The sequence below is a fragment of the Blattabacterium cuenoti genome, from assembly GCF_014252055.1.
Classification (GTDB): domain Bacteria; phylum Bacteroidota; class Bacteroidia; order Flavobacteriales; family Blattabacteriaceae; genus Blattabacterium; species Blattabacterium cuenoti_D.
Genome location: NZ_CP059208.1, coordinates 19,076 through 37,743, shown reverse-complemented (window position 1 = coordinate 37,743; position 18,668 = coordinate 19,076). Strand labels below are relative to the sequence as shown.

At 23.2% G+C, this 18,668-nt stretch carries 16 protein-coding genes and 3 tRNA genes; 4 read left to right on the top strand and 15 right to left on the bottom strand.

Annotation, left to right across the window (positions count from 1 at the left end):
• Nucleotides 1-96: 96 nt before the first annotated feature.
• The 4 genes from tatA to H0H48_RS00160 all read right to left on the bottom strand — a co-directional run bounded on the left by tatA (nt 97) and on the right by H0H48_RS00160 (nt 3,246).
• A complete protein-coding gene (tatA, locus tag H0H48_RS00175) occupies nt 97-288 on the bottom strand; it encodes a twin-arginine translocase TatA/TatE family subunit (protein ID WP_185871115.1) in 192 nt (63 codons plus the stop codon).
• A gap of 66 nt (nt 289-354) precedes the next feature.
• Entirely contained in the window at nt 355-1,383 is a 1,029-nt protein-coding gene (locus H0H48_RS00170; RefSeq protein WP_185871114.1) for a sugar phosphate nucleotidyltransferase, read from the bottom strand.
• 12 nt (nt 1,384-1,395) lie between these two features.
• A complete protein-coding gene (locus tag H0H48_RS00165; RefSeq protein WP_185871113.1) occupies nt 1,396-1,776 on the bottom strand; it encodes a dUTP diphosphatase in 381 nt (126 codons plus the stop codon).
• Between the two features lie 3 nt (nt 1,777-1,779).
• On the bottom strand, nt 1,780-3,246 hold the full coding sequence (locus H0H48_RS00160; protein WP_185871112.1) for a lipopolysaccharide biosynthesis protein: 1,467 nt from the start codon (nt 3,244-3,246) through the stop codon (nt 1,780-1,782).
• Between the two features lie 152 nt (nt 3,247-3,398).
• On the opposite strand from H0H48_RS00160, the gene clpP reads away from it, so the two are divergent.
• The gene (gene clpP, locus H0H48_RS00155; RefSeq protein WP_185871111.1) at nt 3,399-4,082 is read left to right on the top strand and encodes an ATP-dependent Clp endopeptidase proteolytic subunit ClpP; all 684 of its coding nucleotides are present in this window, start codon (nt 3,399-3,401) and stop codon (nt 4,080-4,082) included.
• Nucleotides 4,083-4,087: 5 nt separating this feature from the next.
• Here the strand turns inward: clpP and H0H48_RS00150 are convergent.
• The 5 genes from H0H48_RS00150 to H0H48_RS00130 all read right to left on the bottom strand — a co-directional run bounded on the left by H0H48_RS00150 (nt 4,088) and on the right by H0H48_RS00130 (nt 6,997).
• Nucleotides 4,088-4,161, bottom strand: a tRNA-Arg gene (locus H0H48_RS00150).
• 16 nt (nt 4,162-4,177) lie between these two features.
• Nucleotides 4,178-4,252: transfer RNA gene (locus H0H48_RS00145), tRNA-Pro, on the bottom strand.
• 4 nt (nt 4,253-4,256) lie between these two features.
• Nucleotides 4,257-4,342 (bottom strand) — tRNA-Ser (locus H0H48_RS00140).
• Between the two features lie 54 nt (nt 4,343-4,396).
• Entirely contained in the window at nt 4,397-6,421 is a 2,025-nt protein-coding gene (locus H0H48_RS00135) for an HD family phosphohydrolase (RefSeq protein WP_185871110.1), read from the bottom strand.
• 66 nt (nt 6,422-6,487) lie between these two features.
• Entirely contained in the window at nt 6,488-6,997 is a 510-nt protein-coding gene (locus H0H48_RS00130; protein ID WP_185850403.1) for an Lrp/AsnC family transcriptional regulator, read from the bottom strand.
• A 244-nt stretch (nt 6,998-7,241) separates the two neighbouring features.
• Between H0H48_RS00130 and tsaD the strand changes: the two genes are divergently transcribed.
• On the top strand, nt 7,242-8,270 hold the full coding sequence (gene tsaD, locus H0H48_RS00125) for a tRNA (adenosine(37)-N6)-threonylcarbamoyltransferase complex transferase subunit TsaD (RefSeq protein WP_185871109.1): 1,029 nt from the start codon (nt 7,242-7,244) through the stop codon (nt 8,268-8,270).
• Between the two features lie 7 nt (nt 8,271-8,277).
• On the opposite strand, the gene gcvP is transcribed toward tsaD, so the two are convergent.
• A complete protein-coding gene (gcvP, locus tag H0H48_RS00120) occupies nt 8,278-11,166 on the bottom strand; it encodes an aminomethyl-transferring glycine dehydrogenase (protein ID WP_185871108.1) in 2,889 nt (962 codons plus the stop codon).
• A gap of 79 nt (nt 11,167-11,245) precedes the next feature.
• Here gcvP and mdh point away from each other — a divergent pair, with 79 nt between their 5' ends.
• A complete protein-coding gene (gene mdh / locus H0H48_RS00115) occupies nt 11,246-12,172 on the top strand; it encodes a malate dehydrogenase (protein ID WP_185871107.1) in 927 nt (308 codons plus the stop codon).
• Nucleotides 12,173-12,182: 10 nt separating this feature from the next.
• Here the strand turns inward: mdh and H0H48_RS00110 are convergent, their stop codons facing one another.
• Together H0H48_RS00110 and lptB are read right to left on the bottom strand one after the other, a co-directional pair.
• Nucleotides 12,183-12,806 carry a thiamine diphosphokinase gene (locus tag H0H48_RS00110; protein ID WP_185871106.1) on the bottom strand — a complete coding sequence of 208 codons (624 nt, stop codon included), beginning with the start codon at nt 12,804-12,806 and terminating at the stop codon, nt 12,183-12,185.
• Nucleotides 12,790-13,545 carry an LPS export ABC transporter ATP-binding protein gene (gene lptB, locus H0H48_RS00105; RefSeq protein ID WP_185871105.1) on the bottom strand — a complete coding sequence of 252 codons (756 nt, stop codon included), beginning with the start codon at nt 13,543-13,545 and terminating at the stop codon, nt 12,790-12,792. The genes H0H48_RS00110 and lptB overlap by 17 nt, the downstream gene beginning before the upstream one ends.
• A gap of 66 nt (nt 13,546-13,611) precedes the next feature.
• On the opposite strand from lptB, the gene H0H48_RS00100 reads away from it, so the two are divergent.
• Nucleotides 13,612-14,823: a peptidylprolyl isomerase gene (locus tag H0H48_RS00100; RefSeq protein WP_238785325.1), complete on the top strand. Its 1,212-nt coding sequence runs from the start codon at nt 13,612-13,614 to the stop codon at nt 14,821-14,823.
• On the opposite strand, the gene H0H48_RS00095 is transcribed toward H0H48_RS00100, so the two are convergent.
• Genes H0H48_RS00095 through H0H48_RS00085 form a run of 3 tightly spaced genes read right to left on the bottom strand, consistent with a single transcriptional unit; the run spans nt 14,801 to nt 18,505 of the window.
• A complete protein-coding gene (locus tag H0H48_RS00095) occupies nt 14,801-16,570 on the bottom strand; it encodes an ABC transporter ATP-binding protein (protein ID WP_185871104.1) in 1,770 nt (589 codons plus the stop codon). The two genes, H0H48_RS00100 and H0H48_RS00095, sit on opposite strands and share 23 nt — an antisense overlap.
• The gene (truA, locus tag H0H48_RS00090; RefSeq protein WP_185871103.1) at nt 16,548-17,312 is read right to left on the bottom strand and encodes a tRNA pseudouridine(38-40) synthase TruA; all 765 of its coding nucleotides are present in this window, start codon (nt 17,310-17,312) and stop codon (nt 16,548-16,550) included. Before truA ends, H0H48_RS00095 begins: the two co-directional genes overlap by 23 nt.
• The gene (locus tag H0H48_RS00085; protein WP_394366914.1) at nt 17,309-18,505 is read right to left on the bottom strand and encodes an aspartate aminotransferase family protein; all 1,197 of its coding nucleotides are present in this window, start codon (nt 18,503-18,505) and stop codon (nt 17,309-17,311) included. The genes truA and H0H48_RS00085 overlap by 4 nt, the downstream gene beginning before the upstream one ends.
• Between the last annotated feature and the right edge of the window lie 163 nt (nt 18,506-18,668).

Sequence of the window (18,668 nt, the reverse complement as noted above, 5' to 3'; positions counted from 1 at the left end):
TGATTGATAAAGCTTTTTAAGATGATCATAAAAAACATAATATTTCTTATCGCTACCGTTCCCATTTTTTGAGTTGATTACAGAAAAGAGTTCTATTTATTCTTTTTCAGATTCCGAGCTTTTTTCTTCAGATGCTTTTTTAAATTCTTTTAATCCTGTACCTAAACCTCTCATTAATTCTGGTATCTTCTTTCCTCCAAATAGTAGTAGAGCAAGAAGAACAATAACTACTATTTCCGTAGTACCAAAAGTCCCAAGAAACATAATAAAAAAAGAAATGAAATTCATCAGTTAGTGGATTTTTTAGTCAAATATAATAAAAAAATAATGGATAATATAAATTTTACTATTTATTCATAATTTAGAATAGTCACCTAAATTAATTTCTTTTTCTTTTTCTATATAAGAACAATAATTTCCTATTATAGAATTTCGTAATATTGCGAAATTTATTTTCGTATTATCAAAAATAATAGATTCTTTTATATTACTATTATTTATTTTTGTAAACTTTCCTATTGAGACATAAGGTCCTATAATACTATCTTTTATTATTGTATTTTCATCTATATAACAAGGGTTTATAATTAAACTATTTTTTATAATAGATTTTTTATGAATCAGTTTATTATTTTTTTTAGAGTATTCAATAGATAATATTTTTGAATTAGAAGATATAACAGTTTTTTTACAACCAAAATCCATCCATTCATTTACCTCTTTACTAAAAAAATTTGTTCCTTTTTTTCTCATATTTTCTAAAACTGATGTTAATTGATACTCTCCTTGTTCATCTTTATATAATATAGATTCTAATTCTTTTTTTAAAAGAAGACCATTTTTGAAATAATATATGCCAATAATTGCTAGATTAGAAATATAATTATTTGGTTTTTCTATAAAGTGAGTAATTAATCCTAAAGAATTACACTTAACTACACCAAAAAGATTTGGATTATTAATTTTTTTTGTCCATATAATATTATCATATTCATATTTTCTATTTAATTCGTTTTCAAAATTCTTATTATAAAATAACGTATCAGAAAAAATAATAATTATTGGTCCTACTAAAGAATTTTTTGCTTTTAACAAAGCATCTGCAGTTCCTAATGGATTTTTTTGATAATATATTATTGGATTAATTCCTATATCATTTGATAAATTTATCAAATTCTTTTCAATATTAAAATATTCATTATTATTTTTTCCTATGATAAACACTATTTCATTAATAGAAAATATTTTAATAAGTTTTGATAGACTTTCTAATAATCTTTTTAAAATTGTTTTTCCTGCTATTGGAATAAATGGTTTTGGTATTTTCAGAGTATGAGGATGAAGACGTGATCCTTTTCCAGCCATAGGTATTATAATTTTCATATATTTATTTTTTTATAATATTCCAGTACTTCCAAAACTATCAACTCCTCTGATACTTGAATTTATAGTAGAACATTCTTTCCATTTAATTTCATCTATTATTTTAAATAAATCTATTTTTGCTAAACTATCATTTGGATTAATAATGATTGTTTTATAAAATGGATTTATTATAATAATTTGAATATTATTATTAAGTGTATTCTGATTTTCATCAAATCTTTCATTTTTTTTAATAATATGAACTGTAGAAATAGCCTGTATAAATTCTTTTTTTAATAAAAAAAAATATTTTCCTTTTTTAGGAAATTTAAAAAATAAATCTGTTGGTATTAGTTTCCTCTCCAAAAAATTAATAAAAATAGATTGTTCGATATTTGCCTTTAAAATCACTACTTATTTAATTTTAATTAAATTAATGAATCTTCTTTTTTCTAAGAAAAAAATAGTTAAAAAATATAAAAATTGTAAAATAATATTTAATTCAAGTTTATTTTTATTAGTAATAAATACTAAAAAAATTGAAAATATAAAATAAAATATGATATTTTTTGTTTTTTTTATGCAAAAATTTAGAAGATTTCCTTTTCCCCAAATAAATAAAGTAAATAACATACATCCATAAGATGTAAAAGTTCCCCACGCAGGAATCATAAAATTTTTATTAGAAATATTAATAATAAAAATTATATTAAATAAAAAAGTAATTAAAACCCCTATTAAGGATATATAAGTTCCAATAATCGGTTTATCTATAATTTTATAAGATATAGATAAGTTATTATAAATACCAAGAAAAAGATTCCCCATCATTATTATGGGAATAATAGAAATTGCAATATGATATTTTTTATCTATTAATAATTTCATAAAAATAGATAGATTTCCACATATTAATACATAAAAAATTAGTCCTAATAAAATAAATATATAAGTTATTTCTTCATAATAATATCTAGCATTAGAATCTAGAGATTTTTTAAAAAAAAAAGGTTCAACCCCTAACCTAAAAATTCTTACATATAAACTCATAAAAGATGCAATTTTATAACAAGCAGAATATGCTCCATTAATTTCATCAGAAATCCACCTCTTAATAAGAACTTTATCCATATTTTCATTTATGGAAAATGCAATGGTTCCAAGCATGATAGGGATTCCATAATTTAACATTTTTTTTGCAAGAATTTTATTAAATTTTTTTATTCTTACTTCTTTAAGAAAAATAGGAAAAACTAAAAATAAATTAGTTACAGATGAAATAACATTAGAAAAAAATATAGAACCTGTTTTATCTGTAATAGAATTAACGAAATTAAAAACATAAAAATAACTTTTATAACAGAATAAGTTGTTTTTATAGCAATAAAACATATATATTATAAAAAAAGATTGTATTAATATATTTATCACATTTACACTTGCATAATATATAGCTTTATTATTTACACGCAACCAAGCCATAGGCAGTATACATATTGTATCAAAAAATATAATTAAAAAAAACATAGAAAGATATTCTGGATGATTTTTGTACCCAGAAATATCTGATATCTCTTTTATTAAAAAAGTAGAAATAATAAAGAAAATAGAAGTAATTAATAATTGCATTATTATTCCTGTAGAAAATATAACTTTTTTATTATAATTTTTTTTATATATAAATCTAAAATAAGTATTTTCTAATCCTAAAGAAAGAAATCCTATAATTAAAAAAGATAAAGAATACATATCTGTATAAAGAGAAAATTCTTCTCTTTTTAAAAATTCAGTAAAAATTTTTAAAAAAAAATAATTAACAATTTTTGGAAAAATTAATCCTATAGAATAAATGATTGTTTGTATTGCTAGTTTTTTGTACAAATTCAATATATTTTCATAAAAATTGCTAATTTCTGAAAAAATTATACATAAATTAATTTTTATATAAAATTTTATACAATTTAGTTTTTCATTGAAAATTAAAAGCAGTTATCTTAACTTGTGAAAATTAAATAAGATTAAGAAAATAAAAAATGTATTTTTATAAAAAATCATATAAAAAATCAGAAGAGTTTATTAATTATGCTGTTAAACATAAAAATATTAATCGTTTATTATTAAACGATTATATTAAATATATGACTCCTTATATTGTAGAAGAAAGAAAACTAAATATAGCACAAATGGATGTTTTTTCTCGTTTGATGATGGACCGTGTTATTTTTTTAGGTACTCCTATAGAAGATCAAATAGCTAATATAGTACAAGCTCAACTTTTGTTTTTACAGTCTGTAGATTCTTTAAAAGATATACAAATATATATAAATTCACCGGGAGGTGATGTTTGTTCCGGTTTAGGGATATATGATACAATGCAGATTGTAGAACCTAATGTCTGTACTATTTGTACAGGTATGGCGGCTTCAATGGCTGCTATTATTTTATGTTCTGGAGCAAAAAATAAAAGATCTGCATTAAAACATTCTAGAATTATGATTCATCAACCTATAGGTGGAACTCAAGGTCAAGCATCAGATATTGAAATAACAGCTCGTGAAATTTTAAAGCTAAAAAAAGAACTTTACGAAATCATTTCGAATCATTCTGGTGCTTCTATAAAAAAAGTAGAAAAAGATTCAGATAGAGACTATTGGATGACTTCTGAAGAAGCTAAAGAATATGGAATGATTGATGAAATATTAAAAGGTAAAAATTAAAAAAATGATCACGACAGGATTCGAACCTGTAACCTACTGCTTAGAAGGCAGTTGCTCTATCCTTTTGAGCTACGTGATCTATATATATTTATTTGTCGGGGTAGCAGGATTTGAACCTACGATCTCCTGGTCCCAAACCAGGCGCGATGACCAAACTACGCTATACCCCGATAGCGGAGAATGTGGGATTCGAACCCACGCGGTATTTATAATACCGACAGTTTAGCAAACTGTTCCGTTAACCACTCCGGCAACTCTCCTAAATAAATAAGAAACACAAATCTAAAATAGATCTGTTAAATAAACAAATTAATTTAATTATTAGGATATTCTATTCTAGTATGATATATACTTATTAATTTATCTTTAATGACTTTTTTTATTCTTTCTATTTCTTTCAAAGTTATATCTGAATCAGAAAACTGATTTTCTTTTTTTTGTTTATCTACAATATTTTCTACTAATTTTTCCAAGTCTTCGTTAGATGGATTTTTTATGCTTTTTGAAGCGGCTTCTATAGAATCTGATATCATTACAATAGCAGTCTCTTTTGAAAAAGGTTTAGGTCCTGGATATTGAAATTTTTTTTTATCTATTTTTGGATTAATTTTTTTTTGTTTTTCATAAAAAAAATGAATGATACTATTTCCATGATGAGTTTTTATAAAATCTGTAATAGAATTAGGTAAATGATATTTTTTAGCTAATTCTATTCCAATTGATACATGTCCTAATATAATATTAGCACTTTCTATAGGGTTTAATTTTTCATGTGGATTTAGTAAATTATACTGATTCTCAGTAAAGAATACTGGATTTTTAATTTTTCCTATATCATGATATATTGCTCCTATCTTTACTAGTAAAGAATTAGCTCCAATAGCTACTGCAGCTTCTTCGGCTATATTAGCTACAGTAAGAACATGTTGTAGTGTTCCTGGAGCCTTTTGAGATAATAATCTAAGTATAGGTGTATTAGTGTCCGACAATTCTAATAAAGAAATATCTGAAGTAAGATTCAACAATTTTTCAAAAAGAAATATTAATGGATGAACAAATAATGTTAAAATTCCACTAAAAAAAAATAAATAAAAAGTTTTTAATGATATATTTTCTAGAGTTCCTTCACGAATCAATGTAATCGAAATAAAAGTTATTATATAGGTAACTATTATTTTTCCTACAGCAATAAACAAATTTTCCATTTTATAAATATTTTTGTTCGTTAATAAAACCAGAAATCCTGTAACAATTTCGAGAAGAATAAATTCTAAACTATTTGGTGTAATTAAGGATAGTAATAAAATAGTTGTTAAATGAATAATAATGCTCAGATCAAAATTAAAAAAAACGCGAACACTTATAGGTAAAATACAAAAAGGAATTATATATAATATTTTAGAATCATATTTCAGCGTTAATACTGTTATGATTGATGTAAAAAATATACTAATTATTAAAAAATTAAATTCTCTATCATTATGAAATATTTTATTTTGAAAGTAAAATAAATACAATAAAAATATCGAAAATATAATGCTTATCATTAAAAAATAACCTATCATTTGATGATAGGTTTTCTTTTTATTCCATATTTTTTTTTCATATTCTTTTCTAAAGAAAGATAAAATATGGAATTTATTTTCATTTATTATCTCGTTTTTTTTTATTATATTTTTTCCCTTTACAAAATAGAATTTTATTTTATTAATATTTTTAATTTTATTATTAAAATAATCTTCTGTATATTTTTGATTGTAAAAGAGATTTGGAGTAATAATTTTTTTTAAAAAATTTTTTATTTTTTCTTCTTTATTTTTATTAGAGAAACTTTTTTCAATAAGATCATTTACTTTTTTATAAGTGAAAACTTTTTTGTATGAAATTTCTATTGGTTTGTTTTCTTTTTTTAAAAGAAATATGTTGTTTATATTATTATTTTTTGCAAAGTTTTTGTTTTCTAAATATCCATATTTATAAATAATATTTAACAGATTATTACTTATTTTACAGTAATATTTATTTTTTTTATTTCTTAAAAAGGAATTATTTTTGATAATTTTTTTTATTTTCTTAGATATTTCTTCATTTTTACTAAAAAAAAATTCTTGATTGATTTTAAGATATTTAATTTCCAAATTAATATCCCTTTTACTTTTTGGAACAAAAAAATTAAATGGAGAAAATAAATCTCCATAAGACCAAGTTTTTCCATTGTAAAATTCATATTTAAAAATATCTTTTTTTGGAAAAAAAAACGTTAATAATAAAACTACAACAATTGAAACTAAAATCTTAGATGCAATATTTTTATATAAAAATTTAAAGAAGTTAGCCATTACCTAAAAAATGGAATTATGTGTTTTTTCCGTAAGGAAAAAAATAAAATTAAAACACGTTTTTAATTAATTTTTTAATGATTGGTGTTTTTGTAAAATATTAGACAATAATCTATTTTCATCATTAATACTTTCTTCTAAACAAATAGTAGATTCAGTTCTAAGTACACCTTTAATTTCTCCTATTTTAGAAATAACATCTCTAGCATCTGAAGGATCTTTAGCAATAATTCTACAAAAAAGATTATACTTACCAGAAGTAATATATAATTGAACTATATTGGGTATTTTTTTTAATTCTTCCTTTACTAATTTAGATTCTCTAGAATCTGATAAAATTCCTACAAATGCTATTAAATGAAACCCCAAGGATTCATATCCGATAATTAAGGTGCTTCCTTTTATTATTCCTGCATCTTCTAATTTTTTTACTCTAACATGAACAGTACCAACTGATAGAGGTTTAATTTCTTTACTTATTTGTTTACTTATTTCAGTATATGGAGTTCTAGCATTTATATTTAATTTTTTAACAATAGTATTATCTATTTCGTCTGTATTATATCTTAGAATCATTATTTTATAGTTTAATTTTTTTATATATTTTATTTAATTACAATTTTTTTGTATTTACGATTTACGTATAAATTATTCAATGTTTATACTTAATACAAACACAAATTACATTTTTTGATATTTCTATGATTTTATAAAAAATATTATTAGTATTATGCAATAAATAATGATAATTTCGTGTAATTATTTTTTTAATTAATATATATTCATAAATATATAATATAATTCACAAAACTTTCTACTAATGAAAAAAGATCCTATTATTATGGGGATAGAGTCATCATGTGATGAAACTGCAGTTTCTGTTATTCAAAATAGAAAAATTTTATCTGATATTATTATTCAACAAAGAATCCATAATAAATATGGAGGTGTAGTTCCTGAATTAGCTTCTAGATTACACGATAAAAATATTGTAAAAGCAGTTAATAGGGCGATCTTATTAGCCAGAATAAATATGAATCAAATAGATGCAGTTTCTTTTACTTTAGGACCAGGAATGATAGGTTCTTTATTAATAGGGGCGTCATTTGCAAAGTCATTTTCAATGGGACTACAAATACCTTTATTAGGAGTTAATCATATACAAGCGCATATACTTTCTCATTTTATAAGTGATGCAAATATGAATTATAGTCATCCAAAATTTCCATTTATATCTTTAGTTATAAGTGGAGGACATACTCAAATAGTAAAAATTAATGAATTTTTTCATATGGAAACATTAGGGACTACTTTAGATGATTCTGTAGGTGAAACTTTTGATAAAATTGCTAGAATGTTAGGATTTAGTTATCCTGGAGGGCCTATAATAGAACATTTTTCAAAAAATGGATATGATAAAAGATTTTCATTCTCAAAACCTTTAGTAAAAGGACTAAATTTTAGTTTTAGTGGGTTTAAAAATCATATTTTACAATTTATTAGAAATAATTTAAAAAAAGATCCACTTTTTGTGAAAAAAAATTTACATGATTTATGTGCATCTATACAAAGATGTATATCAGATATTCTTTTAGAAAAAGTAAAAAAAGCCACTCAAGAAAATAATATTTTCAGAGTAACTTTAGTAGGTGGAGTTTCTGCTAACTCAGAAATCAGAAAAATTTTTACGTCTTTTGCAAAGAAGGAAAAATGGGAGGTGTTTCTTTTAAAAAAGAAATATACTACAGATAATGGATCAATGATAGCAATAACAGGAGTTCTTAAGTATGAAAGAAATTTGTTTGATTCTATTCATGTTACTCCATATGCAAAATTCAAAAATTTTTAGTGTATTTTTAAATACATGTGCATATAAAATTTCTATCTCCATATCCATCATTTATACGACTAACTGGGGCCCAAAATTTTCTTTCTTTTACCCAACTTAGTGGATAAGCCGCTTTTTCTCTACTATAAGAATAATTCCACTCATTTTTAGTTAAAATACCTATACTATGTGGAGCATTTACTAAAACATTTTCTTCTTTAGAAAAAATTCCATTCTCAATTTCTTGAATTTCTTTTCGGATAGATATAAGAGTATCAATAAATCTATCTAATTCCTCTTTAGATTCACTTTCTGTAGGCTCTATCATCATACATCCTTCTACAGGAAAAGAGATGGTAGGAGCGTGATATCCATAATCTATCATTCTTTTTGCTATATCTATAACTCCTATACCTATGGATTTAAAATCTCTACAATCTATGATAAATTCATGTGCTACCATATTATTTTTACCTACATATAAAATTTTATAATATTTTTTTAATTTTTCTTTTATATAATTAGCATTTAAAATAGATATTTCTGTACATTTCTTAAGACCATTCGGTCCTAGTAAACGAATGTATGCATAAGATATTGTTAAAATTAAAGAAGATCCATATTGAGAGGAAGAAATAGTTAAATTTTTTTCTTTTTTATTTTCTAAAAATGGATGATTAGGTAAAAATGGTTTTAAATGAGATGCTACACAAATTGGACCCATACCTGGCCCACCTCCTCCATGTGGAATAGCAAAAGTTTTATGAAGATTTAAATGACATACATCTACTCCTAAATCTAAAGGTTTAATTAAACCTACTTGAGCATTCATATTCGCACCATCCATATACACTTGCCCTCCATTTTCATGAACAATGTCTATTATTTTTCTTATATGATTTTCATATACTCCGTGAGTAGATGGATATGTTATCATTAAAACAGATAATGATTCTTTGTTTTCTTTTGCTTTTTTTAGCAAATCCATTTCATCAATAGATCCATCATTTTTTGTTGCTATTGTAAGTACTTTCATCCCCGCCATATTTGCTGATGCAGGATTAGTTCCATGAGAAGAAGAAGGAATTAGAGCGATGTTCCTTTTATTTTTTTTATATTTTCTTGATGAATTTTGATAATTTTTTATTACCATAAGTCCAGCATATTCTCCTTGTGCTCCAGAATTTGGTTGTAAGGAAATTCCATCAAAACCTGTTATTTCCTTTAAATATTTTTTCAAGTTTTTAATTATAAAAAAATAGCCTTTTGCTTGTTCTTTTGGAGAAAATGGATGAATATTTCTCCATTCATATTGGCTTAAAGTAGAAAGTTCCGTACAAGCATTTAGTTTCATAGTACATGATCCTAATGGAATCATTGATTGAGTTAATGAAATATCTTTTTTTTCTAACCTTTTAATATATCGTGTAATTTCATGTTCTGAATAAAACTTATGAAATATTTTGTTTTTCAAAAAACTAGAAGCTCTTATTAAAGAGGAAGGAATTCTATCGAAAATAATAGTTTTGTCATTTATTTTTTTGTATTTTTTTTTATTTTCTGCTTCAGAAAATGTAGAAAGTATGTGATTAAGATCTTTTTGATCTGTTGTTTCATCAATAGTAATAGTTAAGTGGTTATCATCTATGTATCTAAAATTTATTTTTTTTTTATTTGCTATTTCTTTTAACTTTTTTAAATATGTTGATTCAACTTTAATACGAATGGTATCAAAATAAAATCTATTTATCTGAAAAATATTTTTTATATTATTTACTAATAGTGTTTCTAATTTCTTAGTATTTGTATGAATGTAATTTGCTATATATTTTAATCCTTTTTCTCCATGATATAAAGCATACATAGAAGCCATTATAGCTGGTAATACTTGCGAAGTACAAATGTTAGAAGTTGCTTTTTCTCTTTTTATATGTTGTTCTCTAGTCTGTAAAGACATTCTAAACGCCTGATTATTTTCTTTATCTATAGATATTCCTATAATTCTTCCTGGAATAAATCGTTTATACTTTTCATTAGTAGAAAAGAAAGCAGCATGAGGCCCCCCATATCCCATAGGAACACCAAAAGATTGACTAGATCCCACAACAACATCTGCTCCCCATTCTCCTGGTGGTTTTAATAAAGAAAGGGACAACAAATCAGCAGATACTATTACCGATATATTATTTTTTTTTGTATATTCAATTGTTTTACCAAAATCATTAATTTCTCCTAAACAAGAAGGATAAGGTATTAATAAACAGAATATATTTTTTTTATAATATTGAAATATCTTCTCATGAGTATCACATATCATGTTAATTCCAAGTCCAAAACATCTTGTTTTTAGTACAGCTATAGTTTGTGGGAACATTTCATTTGAAACAAAAACATAAGGATTATCTTCTATTTTTATTTTTTTAGTTCTTATTTTTTCTTGATAAATCATAAACATAGCATCAGATGATGCTGTAGCTTCATCAAGCATAGATGCATTACTTATTTTCATTCCAGTTAAATCTGAAATCATTGTTTGAAAGTTTATTAATGCTTCTAAACGTCCTTGAGATATTTCAGATTGATATGGAGTATAAGGAGTGTACCAATTTGGATTTTCTAAGATATTTTTTTGAATAACACTTGGCGTTATAGTATTTTTGTATCCTAACCCTATATAAGAACGAAAAATTTTATTTTTTTTACCTATTCTATAGATATGATTTAAATATTGATATTCAGAAATAGAATTTGGAACATTTAATTTTTTTTTAGAAAGTATTTCTTTAGGAATTGTTTTTTTTATTAAATCTGTAATTGATGAACAATGTAAAATTTTCAACATTTTTTTTATATCATCATAAGATGGTCCAATATGTCTATAATAGAATTTTTTTTTTCTCACGTAATTCACTTTCATACAAAATTAGAAATTGTGTTTATCTTTATAATTACAAATTTAGACAAATTAAATAGAGCATATAAATATTAGAAATAAAATGAAAATAACTATTATTGGGTCAGGGAATGTAGGAGCTTCTTGTGCTAGTTTTTTAGCTCAGAAAAACATAGTAAATAAAATTATTTTATTAGATATTAAGGAAAATATTTCAGAAGGAAAAAGTTTAGATATATCTCAAATGTTATCTTTAATGGAATCAAGAACTGAATTAGTTGGTGTTACTAATGATTATTCTAAGTCAAAAAATTCTGAAATAATAGTAATAACTTCTGGTATTACTAGAAAACCTGGGATGAGTCGTGATGATTTGGTTAATATCAATGCTAACATAATAAGAGAGGTTACAGAAAAATCTATTTTTTTTTCACCAGAAGCTAAATTTATTATTGTTTCTAATCCCCTAGACGTTATGGCTTATGTTAGTTATATCACAGCAAGGATAGATCCTTCTCGTGTTATAGGAATGGCTGGGGTTCTTGATACTGCAAGATATAGATATTTTTTATCAAAAAAATTAAAATTATCATGTCATGACATACAATCCTTATTATTAGGAGGGCATGGGGATACTATGGTTCCCTTATACAGGTATACTTCTGTATCCGGAATTCCAATAAAAGAATTTTTATCCGAAGAAGATAATAATATTATTATTGAAAAAACAAAAAAAGGAGGAGAAGAAATAGTAAATTTACTAGGAACATCAGCTTGGATAGCACCAGGAGCATCTATTGTAAAAATGATAGAATCTATTATAAAAAATGAAAATCGTATTTTTCCATGTTCCGCATTATTAAAAGGAGAATATGGAATAGAAGATATCTATTTAGGGGTACCTGTTGTATTAGGAAAGTCTGGAATTGAAAAAATTATAGAATTAAAATTAAATAATGAAGAAATGAATCTTTTAAAAAGATCAGCTTTTCATGTAAAAAATATGATAAAAAAAGTAAAAGATTTATAGCAAAATTTTTTTATCTTTCTACAAAGATCAATAATTCACCTTCCGAGTAAGATATTTCTATTTTCTTATTACAAGTTTTGTTTCTTATTCCTATTTTTTTACCTATTTTAAAATAATCTTTATTTACTTTATATTTTAATCCTTTAGTTTTTAAATCTTTTGTTAAAGGAAATGGAAAAAGAGAAATTTTCTTATTTTTTTTCTGATAGAAAACAGTTTTTCTATCAGAAAAAAAATAAGAATGGTATTTATCATGGAAGATGATAGATAATTTTTTTTTATATTTCAGAGCCGTAGATAAATTTCCCAAAAAATGATCTTGTTCTCTTCCACTACCACCCCAAACATCTATGTTAAGGTATCCTTTTCTATAAATAATATTTAAAGCTTTATCAAAATCTGTATATTTTTGGTTATAAGTGAAAATAGTTTTTTCTAATGTAATATCTTTTTTTGATATTGAATCAAAATCTCCAATTATATAATCAATAGAAATACCTGATTTAGTTAAATAATAAAAAGCTCCATCAACAGAAAATATTTTTTCATAAAAAAAAGTTTCTTCATAAGAAAGAGAAGGGGGTTCTCCATTAAGAAATAATCCTACTTTAGGTCCTTTAAAACGATGATTCATTTACATTTTTATTAATAAAACGATTTCCTAAATAAATCTTTTTTACTACAGAATCTTCCATTATTTCTGAAGTAGTTCCATGTTTAAGCAATTTTCCATTAAACATTAAATAAACATGATTAGTTATCATAAAAATATCTTGGACATTATGATCCGTAATTAAAATACCTATATTCTTTTTTTTAAGAGAATGAATAATTTTTTGCAAATCCTCTGCAGTTATAGGATCTATTCCTGAAAAAGGTTCGTCTAAAAGAATAAACTTAGGATTTATTGCTAAACATCTAGCAATTTCAGTTCTTCTTCTTTCTCCACCTGATAGAAGATCTCCTCTATTTTTACGTACATTTTGTAATCCTAATTCTTTAATTAATTTTTCTGCTATTTCTTTTTTATTTTTTTTAGAATGTTTATCTTGCATTTCTAATATACATAAGATATTATCTTCTACAGATAGTTTTCTGAAAATAGATGGTTCTTGAGATAAATAACCTATTCCATTTCTAGAACGTAAATGCATTGGATAATCTGTAATATCTTGTTCATTAAGAAAAATTCTACCTTTAGTAGGTTTAATTACTCCTACTATCATGTAGAAACATGTTGTTTTTCCTGCTCCATTAGGCCCGATTAATCCTATAATTTCTCCTTGAGATAATTGAAAAGAAACATTTTCAACAACATATTTTTTTTTATATTTTTTGTATATATTTTTAATTATTAAATTTAGGTTTTTCATATAAATTATTTTTAATTTGTGTTGTAGAAAATTTTTCTATTAATTTTGTTAAAAATATTTTATGCTATGATAAATAGTTTTATAAAAAAATATACTATAATTTTTTTTATTAGTTTTTTTGCATTTTCTTACTCTAATTCCACTAATATCGTAAAAGTAGGAAAAGAAAAATTGGAAAAAATAGGAGAAATACCAGTTATAATAGGAAATGATATTATTTTTTCCAAGGAAATTATAAAGAATTGCAAATTGAATATTTTAAATGAAATTTTCATTAAAAGATTAATGTTATATTATGCAAGAAAAGATCCATATCTAAAAATAGATGATAAAGAATTAAAATTACAGTATCAAACATTATTTTCTGAATTTATAAAAAAAAACAGAAATATAAATTTATCTCAAGAAGATGAAGATTTAGTTGATATGATTAAAAATGATCAATACATAAGAAGTTTTTATAAAAAAAAAACAGATGATATTGAAGTAAGTCCTAAAGAAGTAAGAGATTTTTTTAACAAAAATAAAAAGGGAAAATTTTTTATTCCAAAGAAATTATGTATTTCTTGCATAATTTTTTCTCCAAGGTTTAGTAATATAAAAAAGAGAAAAATTATAAATTTTCTACATAATATTAAAAATAATTATAATAAATATAATAAAATAAACTATTTTAATATTGGAAATTTACCTTTAAATGAAATATTCATAAAAAAATTAAAAATAAGTTTTCTTCCAGAAGAATTTAAAAATGTTATTAATAATTTAAAAAAAGGAGAAATATCTGATCCTTTTGAAACAGAATTAGGATTTCATTTGATAAAATTAGAAAATAAGATAGGAGATGAAATAGATATAAAACATATTTTAGTGAGATATAAATATGATAAAAATATGCTATACAATACTAAATTATTTGCAAATCTAATCAGAAAACGTCTTCTTAATGGAAAAATATCTAAAAATAAGATACAAAACACTTCTATATTGGAAAATATATGCGTATATGAAAATGATTTATCAAAAAATATGAAAAAAGCATGTCGTTTTTTAAAAAAAGGTAAAATATCATATCCTTATGAAGACACTATAGATGGGAAAAAAATATTTTTTATTATTAAATTATTAGATGAAATACCATCTCGTCCTATATCTATAGATAAAGATTATATAATATTAGAAAATCTTGTAAAAGAAATTAAGAAAAAAGAAAAAATAAAAAATTGGTTAAAAGGAGTATTAGATAAAACTTATATTAGAATGAATTGTTCCTCTTAATAATTTTAAAAGATTCTTTGTATAAACTTGCGTAATAGCCATTTAAGTTAATTAATTGATCATGAGTTCCATTCTCGATAATATATCCTTTATATATTGCAAATATTTTATCTGCATTTTTTAATGTAGAAAGCCTATGAGTTATAATTATAGAAGTTTTTTTCCTAGTTAAAATCTCTGTTGCTTTATATATTATTTTTTCTAACTCCTTATTAAGTGAAGCAGTAGCTTCATCTAATATTAAAATTGAATAAGGATGCATTTGAACTCTTAAAAAAGAAATTAATTGTTTTTCTCCGAGGGAGAGAATCCCACCTCTTTCTTTAACTATATATTGATATCCGTTAGGTAATGAATTTATAAAATTATGTATTCCTATTTTTTTTGCCATATTTTTTACTTTTTCAATACCAATAGATGAGTCACCTAAAGTAATGTTATTCATGATAGAATCATTAAATAAAAATGTATCTTGTGATACTACTCTTATATGATATCTTAAGTTTTTCAATTCAATATCTTGTATTAAACGTCCATCAATCAATATTTTTCCTTCTTTTATTTCATATAACCTAGAAATTAAATGTGTAATTGTAGATTTTCCAGAACCAGTAGCTCCTACTATAGCTACTTTTTCTCCTGGTTTTATTTCAAAAGAAATTTTATTTAAAACCATTTTATCATTATTCATATATGAAAAGCTAACATTATTAAATATAATATGTCCTTTTAATTTTTTTAAGTATAATTTTCCATTATTAGAAATTATTTCCTCAGAATTCAATATAGAAAATATCCTTTCTATTCCAGCTATACCTCTTTGTATAATGTTAAACCGGTCTGCAATTTGTCGCATTGGACGAAAAAGAAGATATATAAAAAAAATAAAAGCAATAATTTTACCTGGTTGAATATTATCTTTACCAATAGCGTAAATTCCACCATAAAATATGACAATGCTTATTGTAAAAGCAGATACTAATTCTACTATTGGAAAAAAAATAGAAAAATAAAAAATGGTTTTAAAATGAGCTTTCATTAAGCTATAATTAATAGATTTAAATTTTAAATATTCTTCTTTTTCTTTATGAAAAAGTTGTATAATAGACATACCTATAATATTCTCTTGAAGGAAACTATTTAAACGAGATGAATACATTCTTTCTTCATGAAATGTTTTTTTTAATGTTTTTTGAAAAAAACGAGTAATAAAATACATAAAAGGAATTGTTAAAGAAACAATAAAACATAATTTTTTATGTACTGTATACATCATAATTATGATCATTATAATTCTTAAAATATCTCCTGAAACAAGTAATATTCCATCATTAAATATTACAGTTATGGTTTCTATATCAGAAATAGAATGAGAAATTAATTTTCCTATAGGAGTTTTATTAAAAAAAGAACTACTAAAATATAGGAATTTATCGAATAACAAAATTCTAATTTTTTCAATTACATTTTGTGCTAAAATATTAGATAAGTATAATAAAACAAAATGAAATACACTTTCTAAAAAAAGAAGAAATATTATTAATATTATTATATTTTTTAATCCAAGGAAATCTTTATATAAAATATAAGAATCTATAGCTTTTTGAACTAATTTTGGACGATAAGCGGAAATAAAAGATATTAATATAGAAGTAAAGATTGTTGATATTAAAATAAATTTATAATTTAAACTAATTTTAATAAGTTCCTTTAAGGAAGATCTTTTATTCTTCAATTTTTTCTTCATAAAAAATGTCTTCTGGGTAAAGAATTTTAGTAAGAAATAAGCCATATGGAGGAACTATAGACTTAGAATAATCGTAGTTTATTTTTTTAAATTGCATGATTTTAATAAACTCATCGATATCAATTTTCTTTCTTCCTACATCTAAAAGAGATCCAATTATAAATCTAACCATAGATCTCAAAAACCTATTAGCTTCAATAGTAAAATAAAAAATATTTTTTTTAAATGACCAATAAGATTGATATATATGACATATGTTATTTTTATTACTAGAGTTTTTTTTACAAAAAAAACTAAAGTCTTTGTAATCCATTAAAATTTTAGAAGCTTTATTCATCTTTTTATGATCTAATGAATAAAAATAATGCAAACATACATCATGATAAAATGGATTTTTTTTATATGTAAAAAAATATTTATAAGTTCTACTTATAGCATCAAATCTAGCATGAACATAATTTTTAACTTGAAAAATATTATTTACTCTAATAGAATTAGGTAAGAATATATTTAATTTATACAAAAAATCACTATGAATTTGATTTTCGTAATCAAAATGTGCAAACATTTGTTTAGCATGTACTCCTGCATCTGTCCTTCCAGCTCCTATTATATTTATAGGTTTTTTTAATAATTTTGATAAACAATATTCTATTGTCCCTTCTACGGTTTTTACTTTCTTTTGGATCTGCCATCCATGAAAATTTTTTCCATTATAAATTAATTCTATAAAAAACCTCAATTATTTATTTTGACTTTATTTAGACTATCTATAATTATAGAACATCCTTTTAAAATTTCTTTTTCTGTAATGGTTAATGGAGGAGAAATCCGTAATGAATTTTTATTTAATAAAAAAGGAAATAAAATTAATCCATTTTTTAAACAATATTCCAATATTTTTCTAACATAATTTGAATTTTTCAATTCAATAGATAAAAGTAACCCTTTTCCATTAATATTTTTAATTTTTTCATGAATTAAGTGTTTTCTAATTAATTTTTCTTTCATTGAAACTTTTTTAATTAAATCAGAATTTACAAGTTGATTTAAAGTACATAGAGATGCAGAAGCAGAAATAGCATTTCCTCCAAATGTAGTTAAATGTCCCAGTGGAATAGTATTACAAAAAGTTTTCATAATTTTATTAGATGACACGAATCCACTAATTGGCATACCTCCACCCATAGCTTTTCCCATTATCAATATATCGGGAATAATTCCATAATGTTCAAATGCAAAAAGTTTTCCTGTTCTTCCAAATCCAGTTTGTATTTCATCAAGTATCATTAAAACTCCTTGAGAGTTACATAAATCTCTAATTTTTTTTAAAAAAGAGATATTAGGTAATATTACTCCAGAAGAACATTGAATAGTTTCTAAAATAATACAAGCTGTTTTTTCAAATATAGAATCAGATAATTCTTCTATATTATTATAGTTAATAAATTTTACTAAAGGAATAAGAGGGCGAAAGTATATTTTTTTATTTTCATCTCCCATAACACTCATAGCCCCTTGAGTACTTCCATGATAGGATAATTTACAAGAAATAATCTGTTCTCTTCCTGTATAAGCTTTAGCTAATTTTAATGCTCCTTCAACAGCTTCAGTTCCAGAATTTACTAAATAAGTATTTTCAAGAGGAAATGGAAGAATATTCGCTATTTTTTTACATAATGTTACACAAATTTCCTGTATAAATTCTCCGTAAACCATAGTATGTAAATATTTATCTACTTGTTTTTTTATAGCTTTTTTTATTTTTTTATTTCCATGTCCTAATACATTTACAGAAATTCCTGCTACAAAATCTAAATATTTTTTCCCATTTTTTCCATAAATATAATTACCATCAGCATGGTCTACTATAATTTTCATTGCAGTAGGGTTTACTTGAGCTTGGTATTTAATAAAATCATTTTCTATTTCCATAATTTTTTGTAATTAATGAAATATAGTTTTCTTTATATTATTTTCTGACATTATTATATGAAATACGAAAATATTAAAAATTAAATAGAAAAATAACTACTATAAATAATATTTATTAAATAATATTTATTCTTAATAAATTATAAATAGAATAAACTTTTAG